This window comes from Streptomyces sp. NPDC059080 (assembly GCF_042739975.1).
GTDB lineage: Bacteria > Actinomycetota > Actinomycetes > Streptomycetales > Streptomycetaceae > Streptomyces > Streptomyces benahoarensis.
This window is the reverse complement of record NZ_JBHYGX010000007.1, coordinates 123334-142514: the sequence shown is the minus strand read 5'-3', so window position 1 is coordinate 142514 and position 19181 is coordinate 123334. Positions and strand designations below refer to the sequence as shown.

Genomic DNA, 19181 nt, shown 5'->3' with positions numbered 1-19181 from the left:
CGGCCCGCCCCCCGCCCCCCCCCCCCCCCGGCCCAAAAACGCCCCCCCTCAGCCCCCCCCCCCCGCGCCGCCAACACCCCCGCGGGGCGGCCCCGCTGGGCGGTGCGGCTACCAGGACTTGAACCTGGGACCTCTTCCTTATCAGGGAAGCGCTCTAACCGTCTGAGCTATAGCCGCTCGTTCGCTGCACCAGAAGATTAGCGCACTCCAGAGACGTTCCCAAAATCGGGGAACGGGCCGCTCTCACGCCCCGCTCCCCGAGCGGTTATTCGTCCTCGGCGAGCGTCAGCTCCACCCCGCCGACGAAGCCCGCCGACAGGTTGTAGATGAACGAACCGAGGGTCGCCAGCGCCGTCGCCAGCACCACGTCGATCACCGCGATGACGGTGGTGAACAGCAGCACCCGCGGCAGCGACAGGAACGCCTGCAGATCGAAGCCCTTGCCGTCGGTGGAGCCGCTCGCCTCGCTGATCGCCGAGCCGACGGTGGAGAAGACGCCCATCGCGTCCATCACCATCCACAGCACGGCGACCGCCACGATCGTGCAGACGCCCAGCGCCAGGGAGAGCAGGAAGCTCACCTTCATCACCGACCACGGGTCGGTGCGCGCCACCCGCAGCCGCGCCTTGCGGGTCCGCGGCGCCGTACGGGCGTCGGTGCGCGGCAGCCGCACCGAACCGGTGCTGTCGTCCGCCGGGTAGGCCCGCGGCGGCTCGTACGGCTTGTGCGGCGACTGTGCCTCGGGCTGCGGCTGCGACTGCTGCGGATACGGCTGACGTGTATCGGTCACGATTCCCCCCTGATGCGGGCTGCCGGACATGCCGGAGCCACGGGCGCTGTCCTCCGTCACGGTCGCGGGTCCGGACGAGGCGCCCTTCCCGGCTCCCCGTCCACCCGCCGCAGCGCCCGTGGCTCCACTCACGACCTACTCCTTGTGCTCATTCCGCCGCGGGCTGCCCGCCCTCGGCCGCCGGCTCGGCACCCGCCGCCTCGGTGGTCTCCTCGGGCCCCTCGACCCCGTCGACCTCTTCGGCTTCGCGCCCGGCTTCGGCGTTCCGTGCGATGCCCACGACGGCATCGCGCTTGCCCAGGTTGATCAGTTGGACGCCCATCGTGTCACGACCGGTCTCCCGGACCTCGTTGACCCGCGTACGAATGACGCCACCGCCGAGGGTGATCGCAAGAATCTCGTCACTCTCCTCGACGACCAACGCGCCGACCAACGAACCGCGGTCCTCCACGATCTTGGCCGCCTTGATGCCGAGACCGCCACGCCCCTGGACGCGGTACTCGTCGACCGGCGTGCGCTTGGCGTAGCCGCCGTCCGTCGCGGTGAAGACGAACGTCCCCGCGCGCACCACGTTCATCGACAGCAGCTCATCGCCCTCGCGGAAGCTCATGCCCTTCACACCGGACGTCGCGCGGCCCATCGGGCGCAGCGCCTCGTCCGTGGCGGTGAAGCGGATCGACTGCGCCTTCTTGCTGATCAGCAGCAGATCGTCCGCGCCGGAGATCAGCTCGGCGCCGATCAGCTCGTCGGAAGTGCCTTCGGCGTCGTTGTCCCGCTCACGGAGGTTGATCGCGATGACACCGCCGGAGCGCGGCGAGTCGTAGTCCTTCAGCGGCGTCTTCTTCACCAGGCCCGCCTTGGTGGCGAGGACCAGGTACGGCGCGGCCTCGTAGTCGCGGATCGCCAGGATGCGGGCGATCTGCTCGTCCGGCTGGAAGGCCAGGAGGTTGGCGACGTGCTGGCCACGCGCGTCCCGCCCGGCGTCCGGGAGTTCGTACGCCTTGGCGCGGTAGACACGGCCCTTGTTGGTGAAGAACAGCAGCCAGTGGTGGGTGGTCGAGACGAAGAAGTGGTCGACGATGTCGTCTTCCTTCAGCTTCGTGCCGCGTACGCCCTTGCCGCCGCGCTTCTGGGAGCGGTAGTCGTCGGCCTTCGTCCGCTTCACATAGCCGCCACGCGTGATCGTGACGACGATGTCCTCCTCGGCGATCAGGTCCTCGATGGACATGTCGCCCTCGAAGGGCACCAGCTTGGAGCGGCGGTCGTCGCCGAACTTCTCGACCAACGCGGCCAGTTCCTCGCTGATGATCTGCCGCTGCTTCTCCGGCGAGGCGAGGATCGCCTTGTACTCGCTGATCTTCTGCTGGAGCTCGTCGTGCTCGGCGGTGATCTTCTGGCGCTCCAGAGCGGCCAGCCGGCGCAGCTGCATCTCCAGGATCGCGTTGGCCTGGATCTCGTCGATGCTCAGCAGGCCCATCAGGCCCTCGCGCGCCACGTCGACGGTCTCACTGCGCCGGATCAGCGCGATGACCTCGTCGATCGCGTCCAGCGCCTTCAGCAGACCGCGCAGGATGTGTGCCCGCTCCTCGGCCTTGCGCAGCCGGAAGCGGGTCCGCCGGACGATGACCTCGACCTGGTGGGTGACCCAGTGGCGGATGAACGCGTCCAGCGAGAGGGTGCGCGGCACCCCGTCGACCAGCGCGAGCATGTTGGCGCCGAAGTTGGTCTGGAGGTCGGTGTGCTTGTAGAGGTTGTTGAGGACGACCTTGGCGACCGCGTCCCGCTTGAGGACGATGACCAGGCGCTGACCCGTACGGGACGACGTCTCGTCACGGACGTCCGCGATGCCGCCGATCTTGCCGTCCTTGACGAGGTCGGCGATCTTCTGCGCGAGGTTGTCCGGGTTGACCTGGTAGGGCAGCTCGGTGACGACCAGGCACTGGCGGTTCTGGATCTCCTCGACCGCCACCACCGCGCGCATCGTGATCGAGCCACGGCCGGTGCGGTACGCCTCCTCGATGCCCTTGCGGCCCACCACCAGCGCGCCGGTCGGGAAGTCGGGGCCCTTGATGCGCTCGATCAGCGCCTCCAGCAGCTCCTCCGAGGACGCCTCCGGGTTCTCCAGCGCCCACTGGGCACCGGCGGCGACCTCGCGGAGGTTGTGCGGCGGGATGTTGGTGGCCATACCGACCGCGATACCGGCCGAGCCGTTGATCAGGAGGTTCGGGAACCGCGCCGGCAGGACCGTCGGCTCCTGGTTGCGGCCGTCGTAGTTGTCCTGGAAATCGACGGTGTCCTCGTCGATGTCCCGCAGCATCTCCATGGAGAGCTGCTTCATCTTGCACTCGGTGTACCGCATGGCCGCCGCCGGGTCGTTGCCCGGGGAGCCGAAGTTGCCGTTGGAGTCGACCAGCGGCATCCGCATCGACCACGGCTGCGCCAGGCGGACCAGCGCGTCGTAGATCGAGGAGTCGCCGTGCGGGTGGTACGTACCCATGACGTCACCGACGACGCGGGCGCACTTGTAGAAGCCCTTCTCGGGGCGGTAGCCGCCGTCGTACATCGCGTAGAGCACGCGGCGGTGCACCGGCTTGAGGCCGTCGCGGACGTCGGGCAGCGCACGCGAGACGATGACGGACATCGCGTAGTCGAGGTAGGAGCGCTGCATCTCCGTTTCGAGCCCGACCGGCTCTACGCGCATACCCACGCCCTCGATGGTGGCGGGTGCGCCCTCGGCGGTCACGCCGTCGGGGGTCACGGGGGGAGTCTCGTCGGCCATGGTTGATCAAAGTCCTTTCGCGCTGCGGCTGTTGAGGGGCCGACAGGCTCAGATGTCGAGGAAGCGGACGTCCTTGGCGTTGCGCTGGATGAACGAGCGACGCGCCTCGACGTCCTCGCCCATCAGCACCGAGAACAGGTCGTCGGCGCGGGCCGCGTCGTCCAGGGAGACCTGGCCGAGCACCCGGTGGTCGGCGTCCATCGTCGTGACGCGCAGCTCCTCGGCGTTCATCTCACCGAGACCCTTGAAGCGCTGGACGGAGTCGTCCTTGATGCGCTTGCCGGCCTGCTTGCCGCGCTCGATCAGCACGTCGCGCTCGGGGTCGGAGTAGGCGTACTCGAAGTCGTCCCGGCCCCACTTGATCTTGTACAGCGGCGGGCGGGAGAGGTAGACGTGGCCCGCCTCGACCAGCGGCCGCATGAAGCGGAAGAGGAAGGTGAGGAGCAGGGTGTTGATGTGCTGGCCGTCGACGTCGGCGTCCGCCATCAAGATGATCTTGTGGTAGCGGAGCTTCTCGATGCCGAAGTCCTCGTGGACGCCGGTGCCGAACGCCGAGATCAGCGCCTGGACCTCGTTGTTCTGCAGGATCTTGTCGACCCTGGCCTTCTCGACGTTGAGGATCTTGCCGCGGATCGGGAGGATCGCCTGGTACTCCGGGTTACGGCCGGACTTGGCCGAACCGCCGGCGGAGTCACCCTCGACGATGAAGATCTCGCACTTGGTCGGGTCGTTGGACTGGCAGTCGCTCAGCTTGCCCGGCAGCGACGCCGTCTCCAGCAGGCCCTTGCGGCGGGTCAGATCGCGCGCCTTACGGGCCGCGACACGCGCGGTGGCGGCCTGGATGCCCTTGCGGATGATGTCCGCGGCCTCGTTGGGGTTGCGGTCCAGCCAGTCCGTCAGGTGCTCGTGGACGACCTTCTGGACGAACGTCTTCGCCTCGGTGTTACCGAGCTTCGTCTTCGTCTGGCCCTCGAACTGCGGCTCGCCCAGCTTGATGGAGATGATCGCGGTCAGACCCTCGCGGATGTCCTCACCCGTGAGGTTGTCGTCCTTCTCCCGAAGCAGCTTCTTGTCGCGGGCGTAACGGTTGATCAGACCCGTCAGCGCCGCGCGGAAACCCTCTTCGTGGGTGCCGCCCTCATGGGTGTGGATGGTGTTGGCGAAGCTGTAGACACCCTCGCTGTACTGGGTGTTCCACTGCATCGCGATCTCCGCGGAGAGCAGCCGCTCCTTGTCCTCGGCCTCGACGTCGATGACCGTCGGATGCACCAGCTCACCCTTGCGGGAGTTCAGGTACTTCACGAAGTCGACGATGCCGCCCTCGTAGTGGTAGCGGACGGAGAGCGGCTTGCCCTCCTCGTCCACGTGGTCGGGGCGCTCGTCGGTCAGCGCGATCGACAGGCCCTTGTTGAGGAACGCCATCTCCTGGAAGCGGCGCGAGAGCGTCTCGAAGCTGTAGACGGTGGTCTCGAAGATGTCGCCGTCGGCCCAGAAGGTGACGGTGGTGCCGGTCTCCTCCGTCGCCTCGTTCCGTGCCAGCGGGGCGGTCGGCACACCGAGCTTGTAGTCCTGCGTCCAGCGGTAGCCGTCCGTGCGGACCTCGACCGCCACCCGCTGCGACAACGCGTTCACGACCGAGACACCCACGCCGTGCAGACCACCGGAAACCGCGTAGCCGCCGCCGCCGAACTTGCCGCCGGCGTGCAGCACCGTCATCACGACCTCGACGGCCGGCTTGTTCTCCGACGGCACGATGCCGACGGGGATGCCACGGCCGTTGTCGACGACGCGCACGCCGCCGTCGGCGAGGATCGTGACGTCGATGGTGTCGGCGTGCCCGGCCATCGCCTCGTCGACGGAGTTGTCGACGACCTCCTGCACCAGGTGGTGCAGTCCGCGCTCGCCGGTCGAGCCGATGTACATGCCGGGTCGCTTGCGTACCGCGTCCAGGCCCTCCAGGACGGTGATCGCGCTGGCGTCGTACGACTTCTCACCCGAGGGGACGTCCACGGCGCCTGCCGGGACCCCCTCTTCGGTGGAAGCCGTGTTGTTCTCGTTGAGGTCGCCGGAGTCGGCCACGAAGCGCCCTTTCTGGCACAGCACGAGCCCTCCCCAGCCCGTGGGAGAAACCCACGGAGTCGAAGGGGAGCGGCTGCGTCGTTCTGTCTTGATCGACGTGTCCCGCGAGCCGGCGGGATTACGTACCAGTGTACCGGTGGCGCCGACACTCATGGGGCTTTGCAGGTGCCTGAGTCCGCACGTGCCGCCCTGAACTAACGTCCGCCGACTCCCCATATCTGGAACGGGGCCTCAGGACGCTCACACCGGCACTCAGCGCTTTGGACTGTCAACGGGTCGCAACCGTGAGCGGAGTCTCATCCACAGCCCTTGTGCACCACCGCCCCGGGACGCGCAACCCGCCTCAGCCGTACGTGTCGCCCGGGCCCGTGCTGCCGGGCGCGCGCAACGGTCCGTACCGCCGCGCCGGACCGCCCGGCCCCAGCACCTTGATCAGCTTCACGGTGCCCTGGCCCAGGTCCTGGTTGAGCCGCCGGACCAGCTGCGGCGCCAGCAGCCGCAGCTGCGTCGCCCACGCCGTCGAATCGCACTGCACCGTCAGCACCCGGGCGTCCTCGTCGTACCGCTGCGGCTCGCAGTGCTGCGCCACCTCGGGCCCGACCAGCTGCGGCCAGCGGCCCATCACCCCGCCGACCGCCGCCGGGGTCTCCCAGCCGCGCTCGGTGATCAGACGGTTGATCGCCGCGCCCAGCGGCAGCGGATCACGGCCGTCGGCGCGCGCGCCCGAGCGCAGCCCGCCGCGGCGCGCCTGCTTCTTCTGCTGCGCGGCGGCGCCCCGCGCCCGCGCCTGCTCCTTGGCCGCCACCAGCGCCTGCCGGGCCAGATCGATGCCCGACAGCTCCGGCGGCTTCGGCTCCTTCGCGCCGCCGTCGCTCACGGCGTCTGCGCGCAAACCGTGCCGCCGGACACCGCGAACCGCCGCCCGGCCAACGCCCCCGGCACATCGTCCTCGACCGCCGCCGTGACCAGCACCTGCTCGCCCGGCGCCACCAGCTCCGCCAGCCGCTCCCGGCGCCGCGCGTCCAGCTCGGCGAAGACGTCGTCGAGGATGAGCACCGGCTCGCCGCTGCGCCGCCCGCCGCCCTCCGGCACCTGGAACGGCTCACCTTCCGACCGCAGCAGGTCGTACGAGGCCAGCCGCAGCGCCAGCGCGTACGACCAGGACTCGCCGTGGCTGGCGTACCCCTTCGCGGGCAGGTCGCCCAGCTTCAGCAGCAGGTCGTCGCGGTGCGGCCCGACCAGCGTCACGCCGCGCTCGATCTCGTTCTTCCGCGCCTCGCCCAACGCCTCCAGCAGCACGCCGTACAGCTCCTCGCGATGGGACGCGCGGGCCATCGCCTCGCCCGCCGAACCGCGGTACTCCAGGCCCACCGGGCCGCCGCCGGGCGCCAGTTGGCCGTACGCCTTGTCCGTCAGCGGGCGCAGCACGGCGATCAGGTCGAGGCGCTGCGCCAGCAGTTCGGCCCCGGCCCGCGCCAGATGCTGGTCCCAGATGTCCAGCGTGGAGAGGTCTGTCTTCCGCCCACCGTGCCGCCGGGCGAGGGCCGCGGACTTCAGCAGGGTGTTGCGCTGCTTGAGGACGCGGTCGTAGTCGCCACGCACCCCGGCCATCCGCGGCGCCCGCGCGGTGATCAGCTCGTCCAGGAACCGCCGCCGCTCACCGGGATCGCCCTTGATCAGCGCCAGGTCCTCCGGCGCGAAGAGCACCGTACGGACGATGCCGAGCACATCGCGCGGCTTCACCTGGGAGGAGCGGTTGATCCGGGCGCGGTTGGCGCGGCCCGGGTTCAGCTCCAGCTCGATCAGCTGCTGCCGGTCGCCCTGGGCGACGGCGGCGCGGACGATGGCGCGCTCGGCGCCCATCCGCACCAGCGGCGCGTCGGAGGAGACCCGGTGGCTGCCGAGCGTCGCCAGATAGCCGACCGCCTCGACGAGGTTGGTCTTGCCCTGGCCGTTGGGGCCCACGAACGCCGTGACGCCCGGTTCAAGCGGGACCTCGACCCGGGCGTACGAACGGAAGTCGGCGAGCGACAGATGCGTGACATGCATGGAGCTGCGCCGACCTCCCGCGGCGGCGGACCTGCGGTTACTTCTTGTTCTCGACGGCGTGGCCGCCGAACTGGTTACGCAGCGCCGCGATCATCTTCATCTGCGGCGAGTCCTCCTGGCGGGAGGCGAAGCGGGCGAACAGCGACGCGGTGATCGCGGGCAGCGGCACCGCATTGTCGATCGCCGCCTCCACCGTCCAGCGGCCCTCACCGGAGTCGGCGGCGTAGCCCCGCAGCTTGTCCAGGTGCTCGTCGTCGTCGAGGGCGTTGACCGCGAGGTCGAGCAGCCAGGAGCGGATGACCGTGCCCTCCTGCCAGGAGCGGAAGACCTCGCGCACATCGGTGACGGAGTCGACCTTCTCCAGCAGCTCCCAGCCCTCGGCGTACGCCTGCATCATCGCGTACTCGATGCCGTTGTGGACCATCTTCGCGAAGTGACCGGCACCGACCTTGCCCGCGTGCACGGAGCCGAACTCGCCCTCGGGCTTGAGCGCGTCGAAGATCGGCTGCACCGTGGCGACGTGCTCCGCGGAGCCGCCGTACATCAGCGCGTAGCCGTTCTCCAGGCCCCAGACGCCGCCGGAGACGCCGCAGTCGACGAAGCCGATGCCCTTGGCCGCCAGCTCCTCGGCGTGCTTCTCGTCGTCGGTCCAGCGGGAGTTGCCGCCGTCGACGACGATGTCGCCCTCGGACAGCAGCTCGCCGAGCGCGTCGATGGTCGCCTGGGTGGCGTCACCGGCCGGGACCATGACCCACACGACCCTCGGACCCTTGAGCTTGCCCACAAGCTCTTCCAGGCTGTGGACATCCGCGAGATCGGGGTTGCGGTCGTATCCGACGACGGTGTGGCCGGCGCGGCGGATGCGCTCGCGCATGTTGCCGCCCATCTTGCCGAGACCGACGAGACCGAGCTCCATCAGAGACCCTCATTTGCGCGTAGTCGTTGCTGTTCGTACCCGAGTCCGAGCCTACGCCGGGTGGTGCGTGCACACCTGTGGGCCCGAGCGCTCATCGGCGGCGCCCGCCGGGAGACGCAGCGGGCCGGCCGGGAGCCCCGGCCGGCCCGTGAACGCGGACGTCAGCCGGAGAGCCGCACCGGCATGATCAGGTACTTGTACGTCTCGTCCGCCTCGGCGTCCTTGGTGGGACGGCCGCTGAGCAGCGCGGGCTTGGTCGACGTCGTGAAGGACAGCTGCGCGACGGGGGAGTCGATCGCCGACAGGCCCTCCAGCAGGAAGCCCGGGTTGAAGGCGATCGAGATGTCGTCGCCCTCCAGGTCCGCGTCGACGCGCTCCACCGCCTGTGCGTCGTCGCTGGAGCCGGCCTCCAGGATCAGCACGCCCTGCTCGAAGCTGAGCCGGACCGGGGTGTTCCGCTCGGCCACCAGCGCCACACGCTTGACCGCCTCGACGAACGGCGCGGTCTCGATCACGGCGACGGAGTTGAACTCGGTCGGGAAGAGCGTGCGGTACTTCGGCAGATCGCCCTCCAGCAGCCGCGTCGTCGTCCGGCGACCGGCGCCCTCGAAGCCGATCAGCCCCTCGCCCGCACCGGAGCCGGACAGCGCCAGGGTGACGGTGTCGCCGCTGCTCAGCGACTTGGCGGTGTCCTGGAGCGTCTTGGCAGGGACCAGGGCGACGGCGGAGGCGTCCGGGTTCTCCGGCTTCCACAGGAACTCGCGGACGGCGAAGCGGTACCGGTCGGTGGAGGCCAGCGTGACGGTGTCGCCCTCGATCTCGATCCGCACACCGGTCAGCACCGGCAGGGTGTCGTCGCGACCGGCGGCGATGGCCACCTGCGCGGCGGCGGCGGCGAAGACCTCACCGGGGACGGTGCCGGTGGCGGTGGGCATCGTCGGCAGGGCCGGGTACTCCTCCACCGGCAGGGTGTGGAGGGTGAAACGGGACGAGCCGCAGACGACGGTGACGCGGACACCGTCGGTGGAGATCTCCACCGGGCGGTTGGGGAGCGCCCGGCAGATGTCGGCGAGCAGCCGGCCGGAGACGAGGACGGTGCCCTCCTCCTCGACCTCCGCCTCGACCGAGACCCGTGCCGAGACCTCGTAGTCGAAGCCGGAGAGCGACAGCTTGCCGTCCTCCGACTTCAGCAGCAGGCCCGCGAGGACGGGCACCGGCGGACGGGCCGGGAGGCTCTTGGCCGCCCAGGCCACTGCCTCCGCGAGTACATCGCGCTCCACCCGGATCTTCACCGGAAACCGCCTCCTGCTGTTGCTGGCTCTCGCCCTGCTGGCTTTCGTCGTCGGCTGAGTTGCCGGATTCCAGTCTGACGCACGCCACCGACAGCCGTTGCTGCTCGGGGTCAAGTCGGCTCGGAGGGCGGTCGGCGCTCCGAGCGCGAGTTGTGCACAGGCCCCGTTTCCGAACGAGTTCCCCGGTAGATATCCGTGGTCGTAGTAGTAGGGCCTGTGGAAACCGTGGACAACTGCCTTTGCGCAGGTCAACGCGGATTTTTTATCCACCGGGCCTGTGGGTGGCGGTCGTGGATAACCCGGCGGATCTGTGGACCGCCGAAAGTTCTGCACACCCCATGCACAGGGGAAGGCCACTTCTCCCCAGCGCCGTCCCCAGTTTTACCCACGTTCCCCACAGCCCAACCCCCGGTGTTGATGTGACCGCTTTCACTCAGGACGGTGAGAGCCGGTGTCGTGTTGCCGAACAGTGGACAGGGGTGTGGAGAAGCTGGGGACAATCGCCCTCAGCCTGTGGGCAGCCGGTGGACAACCCGAACGGCCCCCTGTGGACGAAGCTTCTGTCCACAGCCTGTGGATTACGGTTTGCCACAAATCCACACCCTCCTGACCTCGCTCGATGATCCGTCAGAAGCCCGGCCTGTGGACGCCATAGGGATAACTTTCCAGTCCCCAGGGTGTGGATGGAAGATTTTCCCCCAATCTGTGGAGGGAGGCCGTGACCTTGCCTGGAATCGAACAGAGCCGGGCGCCATCCACAGGCTCGGCGGGCCTGCCGACGCCCTCGGACCTCCTTCCCGGGCCCTTCCCACACCCCGCTGGGGACGATCGCCCCGCCGCCGCAGAACGCCCCACAGCGAAGCCGGACCGCCCGGTGGAGGCACCGGGCGGCGACGGGAGCAAGGGCGAAGGGGAGGCATAGGAGAGGCGCAGGAGAGAAGCCGGAGGCGGAGGCGGGCCCCGGAAGCACGGAGGGCGCCCCGGGATCTCCCGGAGCGCCCTGGGGCGCACCGCCGGCGGTGCGTCAGCTGTTCTTGATGCGGTTGGTCAGCTCGGTGACCTGGTTGTAGATGGACCGGCGCTCCGCCATCAGCGCCCGGATCTTGCGGTCGGCGTGCATCACCGTCGTATGGTCCCGCCCGCCGAACTGCGCGCCGATCTTCGGCAGCGACAGATCCGTCAGCTCCCGGCAGAGGTACATCGCGATCTGGCGGGCCGTCACCAGCACCCGGCTGCGCGAGGAGCCGCACAGGTCATCGACGGTCAGCCCGAAGTAGTCGGCCGTCGACGCCATGATCGCCGTCGCGGTGATCTCCGGCGCCGCGTCCTCACCGCCGGGGATCAGGTCCTTCAGCACGATCTCGGTGAGCCCGAGGTCGACCGGCTGCCGGTTGAGCGACGCGAACGCCGTGACCCGGATCAGCGCCCCCTCCAGCTCACGGATGTTGCGCGAGATCCGGGACGCGATGAACTCCAGCACCTCGGGCGGCGCGTTCAGCTGCTCCTGCACCGCCTTCTTCCGCAGAATCGCGATCCGGGTCTCCAGCTCGGGCGGCTGGACGTCCGTGATCAGGCCCCACTCGAAGCGGTTGCGCAGCCGGTCCTCCAGAGTGACCAGCTGCTTGGGCGGCCGGTCCGAGGAGAGCACGATCTGCTTGTTGGCGTTGTGCAGCGTGTTGAAGGTGTGGAAGAACTCCTCCTGCGTCGACTCCTTGCTCGCCAGGAACTGGATGTCGTCGACGAGCAGGATGTCCATGTCGCGGTAGCGCTTGCGGAACGCGTCCGCCTTGCCGTCGCGGATGGAGTTGATGAACTCGTTGGTGAACTCCTCCGAGCTCACGTACCGCACCCGGGTCCCCGGGTACAGGCTCCGCGCGTAGTGCCCGATGGCGTGCAGCAGATGCGTCTTGCCGAGCCCGGACTCGCCGTAGATGAACAGCGGGTTGTACGCCTTGGCGGGCGCCTCCGCGACGGCGACGGCCGCAGCGTGCGCGAAGCGGTTCGACGCACCGATGACGAAGGTGTCGAAGAGGTACTTCGGATTCAGCCGGGCCGTCGGCTCACCGGGGCCGGTCGCGGGCGCGGGCTGCGCCGCGAGCGGACCGGGCGCGCCACTGGGCGCGGGCAGCGACGAGCCGGGACCGGCGTGGCGCCCGGACTGGCGCTCGGCGGCGTCCCGGCGCTGCGCCTGCGGGTCGTAGGGGTTGCGCCCCTCGGAGCGCTGCGCCCCGGGGTGCTCGGGCATCTGCCCGCGGTACTCGCCCTGCTGCTGTAGGTGTGCGGGCGGCGGCGTGCCGTACGGATCACGCTCGGGGAAGCCGAGGCGCTGCTGCTGCCAGCCGTAGTCCTCCCGGGGACCGGGCGCGGGCGGCAGAGAAGCGGAGTGCTGCGGCCAGGAGCCGGGCTCGTGCCGGGGCTGCTGGTGCTGCGGGTAATCGGGGTAGGCGGGCCGCACATGCGGCAGCTCGTCGCCCTGACGCGCGTAGCCCTGCCGTCCGTCGTACCCCTCGTACGTCTCGTGCGGCTGCTGGTGCTGCGGGTGCTGGCCCTGCTGAGGGTGCTGAGGGGCCTGCGGCAGAGGGGCGGGCGCGGGCTCCTCGGCGGAGTCGTCGACGGTGATCGCGATCCGGATCGGGCGGCCGCACTCATGGCTGAGGGCCTCACCGATCAGCGGCGCCAGCCGGCCCTCGAGCACGCCCTTGGCGAATTCGTTGGGGACGGCGAGCAGCGCGGTGTCGGCGACCAGCGCCAGCGGCTGTGTGCGCTTGAGCCAGTCCTGGTCCTTGGGCTTGAGGCCGTCACCGTCCGCCCGTAGGAGGTGGTCGAGTACACGCGGCCACACTGCGGCAAGATCGGCAGGTACATCAGCCACGGAACACGCTCTCTCAGCAGTCCCACGAATGTGTGATTCTCAGGACGGGCGGGAAGTTATCGGAGTTCAGCCACGGTAGTCAGGCCGGGCCTGGGGATTCAAGTCGTTGTCCACAGGCTGTGCATAGTGTGTCCCGGTCGACCCCGGTCCGGGGTGATCGGGCGGTGGTTTGACCGGATGGCGTAGCCGCGCGTACCGTGACCAGGTCGAGTTGTCGATGGCTGCTGCCGCCTGCCTCCGATGGGCAAAGACCGCATACAAGCGGTCGAGAAGCGGTGCACTTGGGCGTTGCGAGCTACTCGTGGGCGCACGGTGACAGCCAGTCGACGCCCCACATCTGTCTCGCAAGAGGCAACAAGCATTCCTGGAGCCCCCGAGTGAGCAAGCGCACCTTCCAGCCGAACAACCGCCGCCGCGCGAAGACCCACGGCTTCCGTCTGCGCATGCGGACCCGCGCCGGTCGCGCCATCCTGGCCTCCCGCCGTGGCAAGGGTCGCTCCAGCCTGTCGGCCTGAGCAGCCAGACCCTAGGTCCATGACGTGCTGCCTACCGAACATCGGCTGAGGCGGCGCGAGGACTTCGCGACCGCGGTACGCCGGGGACGCAGGGCCGGGCGCCCGCTCCTTGTCGTTCATCTACGTAGCGGTGCAACGGACCCGCACGCAGCGGGGGAACACGCTTCCCCCGCGCGTGCGGGTTTCGTCGTCAGCAAGGCCGTTGGGGGCGCCGTCGTCCGCAACAAGGTCAAGCGCCGGCTCCGTCATCTCCTGCGTGATCGGCTGCCCGCGCTGCCCGCCGGTAGCCTGGTTGTCGTACGGGCACTGCCCGGCGCGGGTGAGTCGGACCACGCTCAGCTGGCCCGCGACCTGGACGCCGCCCTGAAGCGGCTGCTGGGCGAGGTGCCGCGCGGCTGCCATCCCACGGGGGGCAACCCTCGGATCCCCGACAGGGGACCGGGAGGGAGCGCACAGTGAAGTACCCGCTGCTGCTGTTGATCAAGCTGTATCAGTGGACCATCAGCCCTTTGCTGGGCCCGGTCTGCAAGTACTACCCGTCGTGTTCGCACTATGGCTACACCGCCATCGACCGGCATGGCGCGGTGAAAGGGACTGCGCTGACCGCCTGGCGCATTCTCCGTTGCAACCCGTGGTCGCTCGGTGGCGTCGACCACGTCCCTCCCCGGAAGCGTCCGGTGTGGCACCAGCGGCTGAGGAGCCGCCTGGGCGGGCCCACCGCCCCTGAGCCCGTCGTCGCCCAGCCCGAGACTCAGCCCAATGCCCAAGGAGCCTGATTCGTGGACACGATCCTGAATCCCCTCTATTACGCCGTTTCCTGGATCATCGTCCAGTTCCACTCGTTCTACAGCCTCATCTTCGACAAGAACAGTGGCGCGGCGTGGGGTCTGTCCATCGTCTCGCTGGTGGTACTGATCCGTATCTGCCTGATCCCGCTCTTCGTGAAGCAGATCAAGGCGACGCGGAACATGCAGGCGCTGCAGCCGAAGATGAAGGCGATCCAGGAGCGCTACAAGAGCGACAAGCAGCGCCAGTCCGAAGAGATGATGAAGCTCTACAAGGAGTCGGGCACCAACCCGCTCTCGAGCTGTCTCCCGATTCTGGCCCAGTCGCCGTTCTTCATCTCGCTGTACCAGGTTCTGAATCACATCGCGCAGAACAAGGTCGTCGGCGTCATCGACCAGTCGCTGCTGGAGAGCGCGCAGAAGGCGCACATCTTCGGTGCCCCGCTGTCCGTGAAGTTCATGGACTCCGCGCAGAAGATCGAGGCGCTCGGCTCCACGCTGACCGACGTCCGCGTCGTCACCATCATCATGATCGTCCTGATGTCGGCGTCGCAGTTCTACACGCAGCGCCAGCTGATGACGAAGAACGTCGACCTGACGGTGAAGACGCCGTTCATGCAGCAGCAGAAGATGCTGATGTACGTCTTCCCGATCATGTTCGCCGTCTTCGGTATCAACTTCCCCGTCGGTGTCCTCGTCTACTGGCTGACCACCAACGTGTGGACCATGGGCCAGCAGATGTTCGTCATCCGCCGGAACCCGACCCCCGGCAGCAAGGCGTTCGAGGAGCGCCAGGAGCGGCTGCGGGCCCAGGGCAAGATCGTCGAGGACCCGGCCGAGGTCGAGGCGAAGAAGGCTGCCGAAGAGGCGCGGCAGAACCGCCAGCAGCCCAAGCGGCAGCCGAAGTCCAAGCGCCAGGCGCCCGCCGGTCCCGCCGCCGCGCGTCCCGCCGGCGCCCGGACCCGGGCCAGCTCGCAGTCCGGCGAGCAGAGCGACGAGAAGAAGCAGTCGCTGGAGAAGAAGACCCCGCAGGGCGGCATGTCCACCGAGAGCGGCAAGGGGAAGGGCGGCGCTGCCGAGAAGGGCAGCTCCTCTGGATCCCGTACCACCAAGTCCGGACAGCGCAAGGGCCAGCAGCGCCCCAAGCACCCGTCCAAGAAGTAAGAGGAGTCCTTTCGTGACGGACACGACCCCTGCCGCCAAGGGCACCGACACCCTGACCCGCCTGGAGCAGGAAGGCGAGATCGCGGCCGACTACCTCGAGGGTCTGCTGGACATCGCGGACCTCGACGGCGACATCGACATGGACGTCGAGGCCGACCGCGCCGCCGTGTCGATCATCAGCGACTCGACCAGCCGCGATCTGCAGAAGCTGGTGGGCCGCGACGGTGAGGTGCTGGAGGCGCTGCAGGAGCTGACCCGCCTCGCCGTGCACCGGGAGACCGGTGACCGCAGCCGTCTGATGCTCGACATCGCCGGGTTCCGGGCGCGAAAGCGTGAGGAGCTGGCCGAGCTGGGTGCGAAGGCGGCGGAAGAGGCGAAGGACACCGGTCAGCCGGTGAAGCTGGACCCGATGACGCCGTTCGAGCGCAAGGTCGTCCACGACGCGGTGGCGGCGGCCGGGCTGCGCAGCGAGTCCGAGGGCGAGGAGCCGCAGCGGCGCGTGGTCGTCCTTCCGGCCTGACCCTCCCCATCCCCGTGTCGTTGGCCCCGTCTGCACGCCAGGCGGGGCCAAATCTTGTCAGCCTTCTGTGTTATCCCGGGGAAAATCCCGGTTCCGGCAGCACCAGCAGTCCAGAGGAAGGGCGGTTCCCGTGATGGAGGCAGCAGCGGAGCTCCCTCCCGCGCCGAAAGAGGCGCGGGAGGTATTCGGTGAGCGCTTTGCGGAGGCCGTGCGGTACGGCGAACTGCTCGCCGACGTCGGTGTGACCCGGGGCCTGATCGGCCCCCGAGAGGTGCCGAGGCTGTGGGAGCGGCACCTGCTGAACTGTGCAGTGCTTTCCGAGGTCGTCCCCGAGGGCGTCTCGGTCTGCGACGTGGGCTCGGGCGCGGGCCTGCCCGGCATCCCGCTGGCCCTGGTCCGGCCGGACCTCAAGATCACGCTGCTGGAGCCGCTGCTGCGGCGGACGAACTTCCTCCAGGAGGTCGTCGAGCTGCTGGGCTTGGAGCATGTCACGGTCGTCCGCGGGCGGGCAGAGGAGGTCATGGGCAAGCTGCCGCAGGTGCACGTGGTGACCGCCCGTGCGGTGGCGCCGCTCGACCGGCTGGCGGGTTGGGGTGTGCCGCTGCTGCGTCCGTACGGTCAGATGCTGGCGCTCAAGGGCGACACCGCGGAGGAGGAGCTGAAGAGTTCCCGGGCTGCGCTGAGCAAGCTGGGCGTGGTGGAGACCTCGGTGGTGCAGGTCGGCGAGGGCGTGGTGGATCCGCTGTCGACCGTGGTCCGGGTCGAGGTCGGGGAGAGCCCCGGCGGTGTGCGGTTCGCCGCGAAGCGCGCCAAGGCGGCCCGCCCCAGCCGTGCGTCGCGGGGGCGACGCCGCTGACCCGGCCTCGGCGGAGCTGTCAACGCACCGGTGGGCGCGTCCTCGATCGATGAGGGGCGCGCCCACCGCGCGGTCCAGGCAAACGAGGCAAGGCGGAGTGTCGCGTCCTATTCGGGCGCGTCGCTGGCATCGTGTTTCACGTGAAACGTCGTTCTCTGCTGCAAGGGATCATCGTGCGTGGCCGAGCTTCAGCCGGGCCGCGGGACCGTAAGCCCACACGGGGCACCGAAGTATCCACAGACGTGGGTTCATCCACAGGAGAGCGGACCTCACTGGTTCGTGATACCGAAAGCATGGCAGGCTCAGAGCACTGTGAGCCTGATGTCGAGGAGAGTGAATCCTTGCGGTCCGACGCCAATATCGCGGGACCGATGACCGATCCGGTCCCCGGTCCCCGCAGCGAGTCGCTCGGGGAGGATGTTTCACGTGAAACACCGTCCCCGATGGACGACACCCCGATCGGTCGTGCAGCTCAGCTTGCGGTGCAGGCAGTCGGCCGCTCGGGCGAGGCGCTGCCTCGACCGGAGCAGACACGCGTCATGGTGGTCGCCAACCAGAAGGGCGGCGTGGGGAAGACCACCACGACCGTGAACCTGGCGGCGTCGCTGGCGCTGCACGGAGCGCGCGTCTTGGTCATCGACCTCGACCCGCAGGGCAACGCCTCCACCGCGCTCGGGATCGACCACCACGCCGAAGTGCCGTCCATCTACGACGTACTGGTGGACAGCAAGCCGCTGTCGGACGTGGTGCAGCCGGTGCCCGATGTCGAGGGCCTGTTCTGTGCACCGGCGACCATCGATCTGGCCGGTGCCGAGATCGAGCTGGTCTCCCTCGTGGCGCGGGAGAGTCGACTGCTCCGCGCGATCCAGGCGTACGAACAGCCGCTGGACTACGTCCTCATCGACTGTCCGCCCTCGCTCGGCCTGCTCACCGTGAACGCACTGGTGGCCGGCGTCGAGGTGCTGATCCCGATCCAGTGTGAGTACTACGCACTGGAGGGCCTGGGGCAGCTGCTGCGCAACGTCGAGTTGGTGCGCGGGCATCTCAACCCCAAGCTCCATGTCTCGACGATCCTGCTCACCATGTACGACGGCCGTACGCGGCTCGCCTCCCAAGTCGCCGAGGAGGTGCGCAGCCACTTCGGGAAAGAGGTGCTGCGCACGAGCATCCCGCGATCGGTGCGTATCTCCGAAGCGCCCAGCTACGGCCAGACGGTGCTCACCTACGCCCCGGGATCCAGCGGCTCGCTGTCGTATCTGGAAGCGGCCAGAGAGATTGCCCTGCGCGGCGCGGGTGGTACCGCGGCACAGGAACTGAGTGTCAACTATGAACCGCAGCACGGTACGCCGGAGGGGACGCAGTGAGCGAACGACGTAGGGGACTGGGCCGTGGGCTCGGTGCACTGATTCCCGCGGCGCCGCAGAGCGCCGAGCAGGGCGGTATGGCGGTGGGTCGCGGCGCGACGTCACCGTCGGCCGTTCCGGTGCTGGCACCGGAGCGGGGAGTGGCGGCGGCCAAGGTGGCATCGCTGCCGGCTGCCCCTGTTTCACGTGAAACAACCGAGCCTTCCGCGGATGGTCCGGCGGCGGGCCCGGAGGTGGCGGGCGCGCACTTCGCCGAGCTGGAGCTGGACGCGATCACGCCGAACCCGCGGCAGCCGCGTGAGGTGTTCGACGAGGACGCGCTGGCGGAGCTGGTCACCTCCATTCGCGAAGTGGGCCTGCTGCAGCCGGTCGTGGTGCGGCAAGCGTCGCCCGGCCGGTACGAGCTCATCATGGGTGAGCGCCGGTGGCGGGCGTGCCGCGAGGCGGGGCTGGCGAAGATCCCGGCCATCGTCCGGGCCACGGACGATGAGAAGCTGCTGCTCGACGCGCTTCTGGAGAACCTGCACCGGGCGCAGCTCAACCCGCTGGAAGAGGCCGCGGCCTACGACCAGTTGCTGAAGGACTTCGCCTGCACGCATGACCAGTTGGCGGACCGGATCGGGCGCTCCCGCCCGCAGGTCACCAACACGCTGCGGCTCCTCAGGCTCTCCCCGTCCGTGCAGCGCCGGGTCGCGGCCGGTGTGCTCTCCGCGGGGCACGCCCGTGCGCTGCTCTCGGTCGATGATGCCGAGGTGCAGGACGAGCTCGCCCGGCGGATCGTTGCGGAGGGGCTGTCGGTCCGCGCGACCGAGGAGATCGTGGCGCTCCAGGGGTCGGAACCGGCCGCCAAGGCGAAGGCGAAGGGGCCCCGGGCGGGCACCCGGGTCTCCCCCGCGCTCTCCGGTCTCGCGTCCCGGCTCTCGGACCGTTTCGAGACCCGGGTGAAGGTCGACCTCGGTCAGAAGAAGGGAAAGATCGTCGTGGAGTTCGCCTCGATGGACGATCTGGAGCGCATCCTGGGGACCCTCGCCCCGGGCGAAGGCCCCGTGCTCGGTGCCTCTCAGGAGAACAGCACCGAGAAGTGAGCTGACCGCTGGGGGTCGCGCGGGGGCGGGGGGGGCGCGCGCGGCGGAAAAAAACCGAGGGGGGTCTCGGCGGGGGGGTGAGGGGGGCCCGGGGGGGGGCCCGCCCCCCCCCCCC

General features: G+C 69.2%; 15 protein-coding genes, 1 tRNA gene and 1 pseudogene. 8 read left to right on the top strand and 9 right to left on the bottom strand.

Going from position 1 to position 19181, the window contains the following annotated elements; genetic code table 11:
• Positions 1–103: 103 nt before the first annotated feature.
• From ACFWWQ_RS08075 to dnaA, 9 genes are all read right to left on the bottom strand, one after another.
• A tRNA-Ile gene (locus ACFWWQ_RS08075) sits at positions 104–177 on the bottom strand.
• A gap of 88 nt (positions 178–265) precedes the next feature.
• Positions 266–922 carry a DUF3566 domain-containing protein gene (locus ACFWWQ_RS08070; protein WP_384591961.1) on the bottom strand — a complete coding sequence of 219 codons (657 nt, stop codon included), beginning with the start codon at positions 920–922 and terminating at the stop codon, positions 266–268.
• Between the two features lie 16 nt (positions 923–938).
• Positions 939–3569 (bottom strand): DNA gyrase subunit A, encoded by a 2631-nt coding sequence (gyrA, locus tag ACFWWQ_RS08065; RefSeq protein ID WP_384591958.1) that lies wholly within the window; start codon positions 3567–3569, stop codon positions 939–941.
• Between the two features lie 48 nt (positions 3570–3617).
• Positions 3618–5648, bottom strand: a complete 2031-nt coding sequence (gyrB, locus tag ACFWWQ_RS08060) for a DNA topoisomerase (ATP-hydrolyzing) subunit B (protein ID WP_384592212.1) — start codon at positions 5646–5648, stop codon at positions 3618–3620.
• Positions 5649–5991: 343 nt separating this feature from the next.
• On the bottom strand, positions 5992–6525 hold the full coding sequence (locus tag ACFWWQ_RS08055) for a DUF721 domain-containing protein (protein WP_384591955.1): 534 nt from the start codon (positions 6523–6525) through the stop codon (positions 5992–5994).
• Positions 6522–7697 (bottom strand): DNA replication/repair protein RecF, encoded by a 1176-nt coding sequence (recF, locus tag ACFWWQ_RS08050; RefSeq protein ID WP_384591952.1) that lies wholly within the window; start codon positions 7695–7697, stop codon positions 6522–6524. Before recF ends, ACFWWQ_RS08055 begins: the two co-directional genes overlap by 4 nt.
• A 37-nt stretch (positions 7698–7734) precedes the next feature.
• Complete coding sequence (gene gnd / locus ACFWWQ_RS08045; RefSeq protein ID WP_143940010.1) at positions 7735–8613, bottom strand: phosphogluconate dehydrogenase (NAD(+)-dependent, decarboxylating); 879 nt, start codon at positions 8611–8613, stop codon at positions 7735–7737.
• 161 nt (positions 8614–8774) lie between these two features.
• Positions 8775–9905, bottom strand: a complete 1131-nt coding sequence (gene dnaN, locus ACFWWQ_RS08040) for a DNA polymerase III subunit beta (RefSeq protein ID WP_384591948.1) — start codon at positions 9903–9905, stop codon at positions 8775–8777.
• A 1024-nt stretch (positions 9906–10929) separates the two neighbouring features.
• A complete protein-coding gene (gene dnaA, locus ACFWWQ_RS08035) occupies positions 10930–12777 on the bottom strand; it encodes a chromosomal replication initiator protein DnaA (RefSeq protein WP_384591945.1) in 1848 nt (615 codons plus the stop codon).
• Positions 12778–13154: 377 nt separating this feature from the next.
• On the opposite strand from dnaA, the gene rpmH reads away from it, so the two are divergent.
• The 8 genes and pseudogenes from rpmH to ACFWWQ_RS07995 all read left to right on the top strand — a co-directional run bounded on the left by rpmH (position 13155) and on the right by ACFWWQ_RS07995 (position 19066).
• Positions 13155–13292, top strand: a complete 138-nt coding sequence (gene rpmH / locus ACFWWQ_RS08030) for a 50S ribosomal protein L34 (RefSeq protein WP_143940007.1) — start codon at positions 13155–13157, stop codon at positions 13290–13292.
• 24 nt (positions 13293–13316) lie between these two features.
• Positions 13317–13673: pseudogene (rnpA, locus tag ACFWWQ_RS08025) on the top strand (ribonuclease P protein component); the annotation flags it as partial.
• A gap of 74 nt (positions 13674–13747) precedes the next feature.
• Positions 13748–14068: a membrane protein insertion efficiency factor YidD gene (gene yidD / locus ACFWWQ_RS08020; RefSeq protein WP_143940005.1), complete on the top strand. Its 321-nt coding sequence runs from the start codon at positions 13748–13750 to the stop codon at positions 14066–14068.
• Between the two features lie 3 nt (positions 14069–14071).
• Positions 14072–15241, top strand: coding sequence for a membrane protein insertase YidC (gene yidC / locus ACFWWQ_RS08015; protein ID WP_384591941.1), 1170 nt, complete (start codon positions 14072–14074; stop codon positions 15239–15241).
• Positions 15242–15254: 13 nt separating this feature from the next.
• Positions 15255–15761, top strand: coding sequence for a protein jag (locus ACFWWQ_RS08010; RefSeq protein ID WP_384591938.1), 507 nt, complete (start codon positions 15255–15257; stop codon positions 15759–15761).
• A 133-nt stretch (positions 15762–15894) separates the two neighbouring features.
• Positions 15895–16617 (top strand): 16S rRNA (guanine(527)-N(7))-methyltransferase RsmG, encoded by a 723-nt coding sequence (gene rsmG, locus ACFWWQ_RS08005; protein WP_384592209.1) that lies wholly within the window; start codon positions 15895–15897, stop codon positions 16615–16617.
• 293 nt (positions 16618–16910) lie between these two features.
• The gene (locus tag ACFWWQ_RS08000; protein WP_384591935.1) at positions 16911–17981 is read left to right on the top strand and encodes an AAA family ATPase; all 1071 of its coding nucleotides are present in this window, start codon (positions 16911–16913) and stop codon (positions 17979–17981) included.
• Positions 17978–19066 carry a ParB/RepB/Spo0J family partition protein gene (locus ACFWWQ_RS07995; protein ID WP_384591932.1) on the top strand — a complete coding sequence of 363 codons (1089 nt, stop codon included), beginning with the start codon at positions 17978–17980 and terminating at the stop codon, positions 19064–19066. The genes ACFWWQ_RS08000 and ACFWWQ_RS07995 overlap by 4 nt, the downstream gene beginning before the upstream one ends.
• Positions 19067–19181: the final 115 nt, after the last annotated feature.

What these genes read in the sequence shown, in the direction of transcription:
- gyrA (WP_384591958.1), bottom strand. Translation starts at nt 3,569, where the DNA reads ATGGCCGACGAGACTCCCCCCGTGACCCCCGACGGCGTGACCGCCGAG.
- recF (WP_384591952.1), bottom strand. Translation starts at nt 7,697, where the DNA reads ATGCATGTCACGCATCTGTCGCTCGCCGACTTCCGTTCGTACGCCCGG.
- gnd (WP_143940010.1), bottom strand. Translation starts at nt 8,613, where the DNA reads ATGGAGCTCGGTCTCGTCGGTCTCGGCAAGATGGGCGGCAACATGCGC.
- rsmG (WP_384592209.1), top strand. Translation starts at nt 15,895, where the DNA reads ATGGAGGCAGCAGCGGAGCTCCCTCCCGCGCCGAAAGAGGCGCGGGAG.
- ACFWWQ_RS08000 (WP_384591935.1), top strand. Translation starts at nt 16,911, where the DNA reads ATGGCAGGCTCAGAGCACTGTGAGCCTGATGTCGAGGAGAGTGAATCC.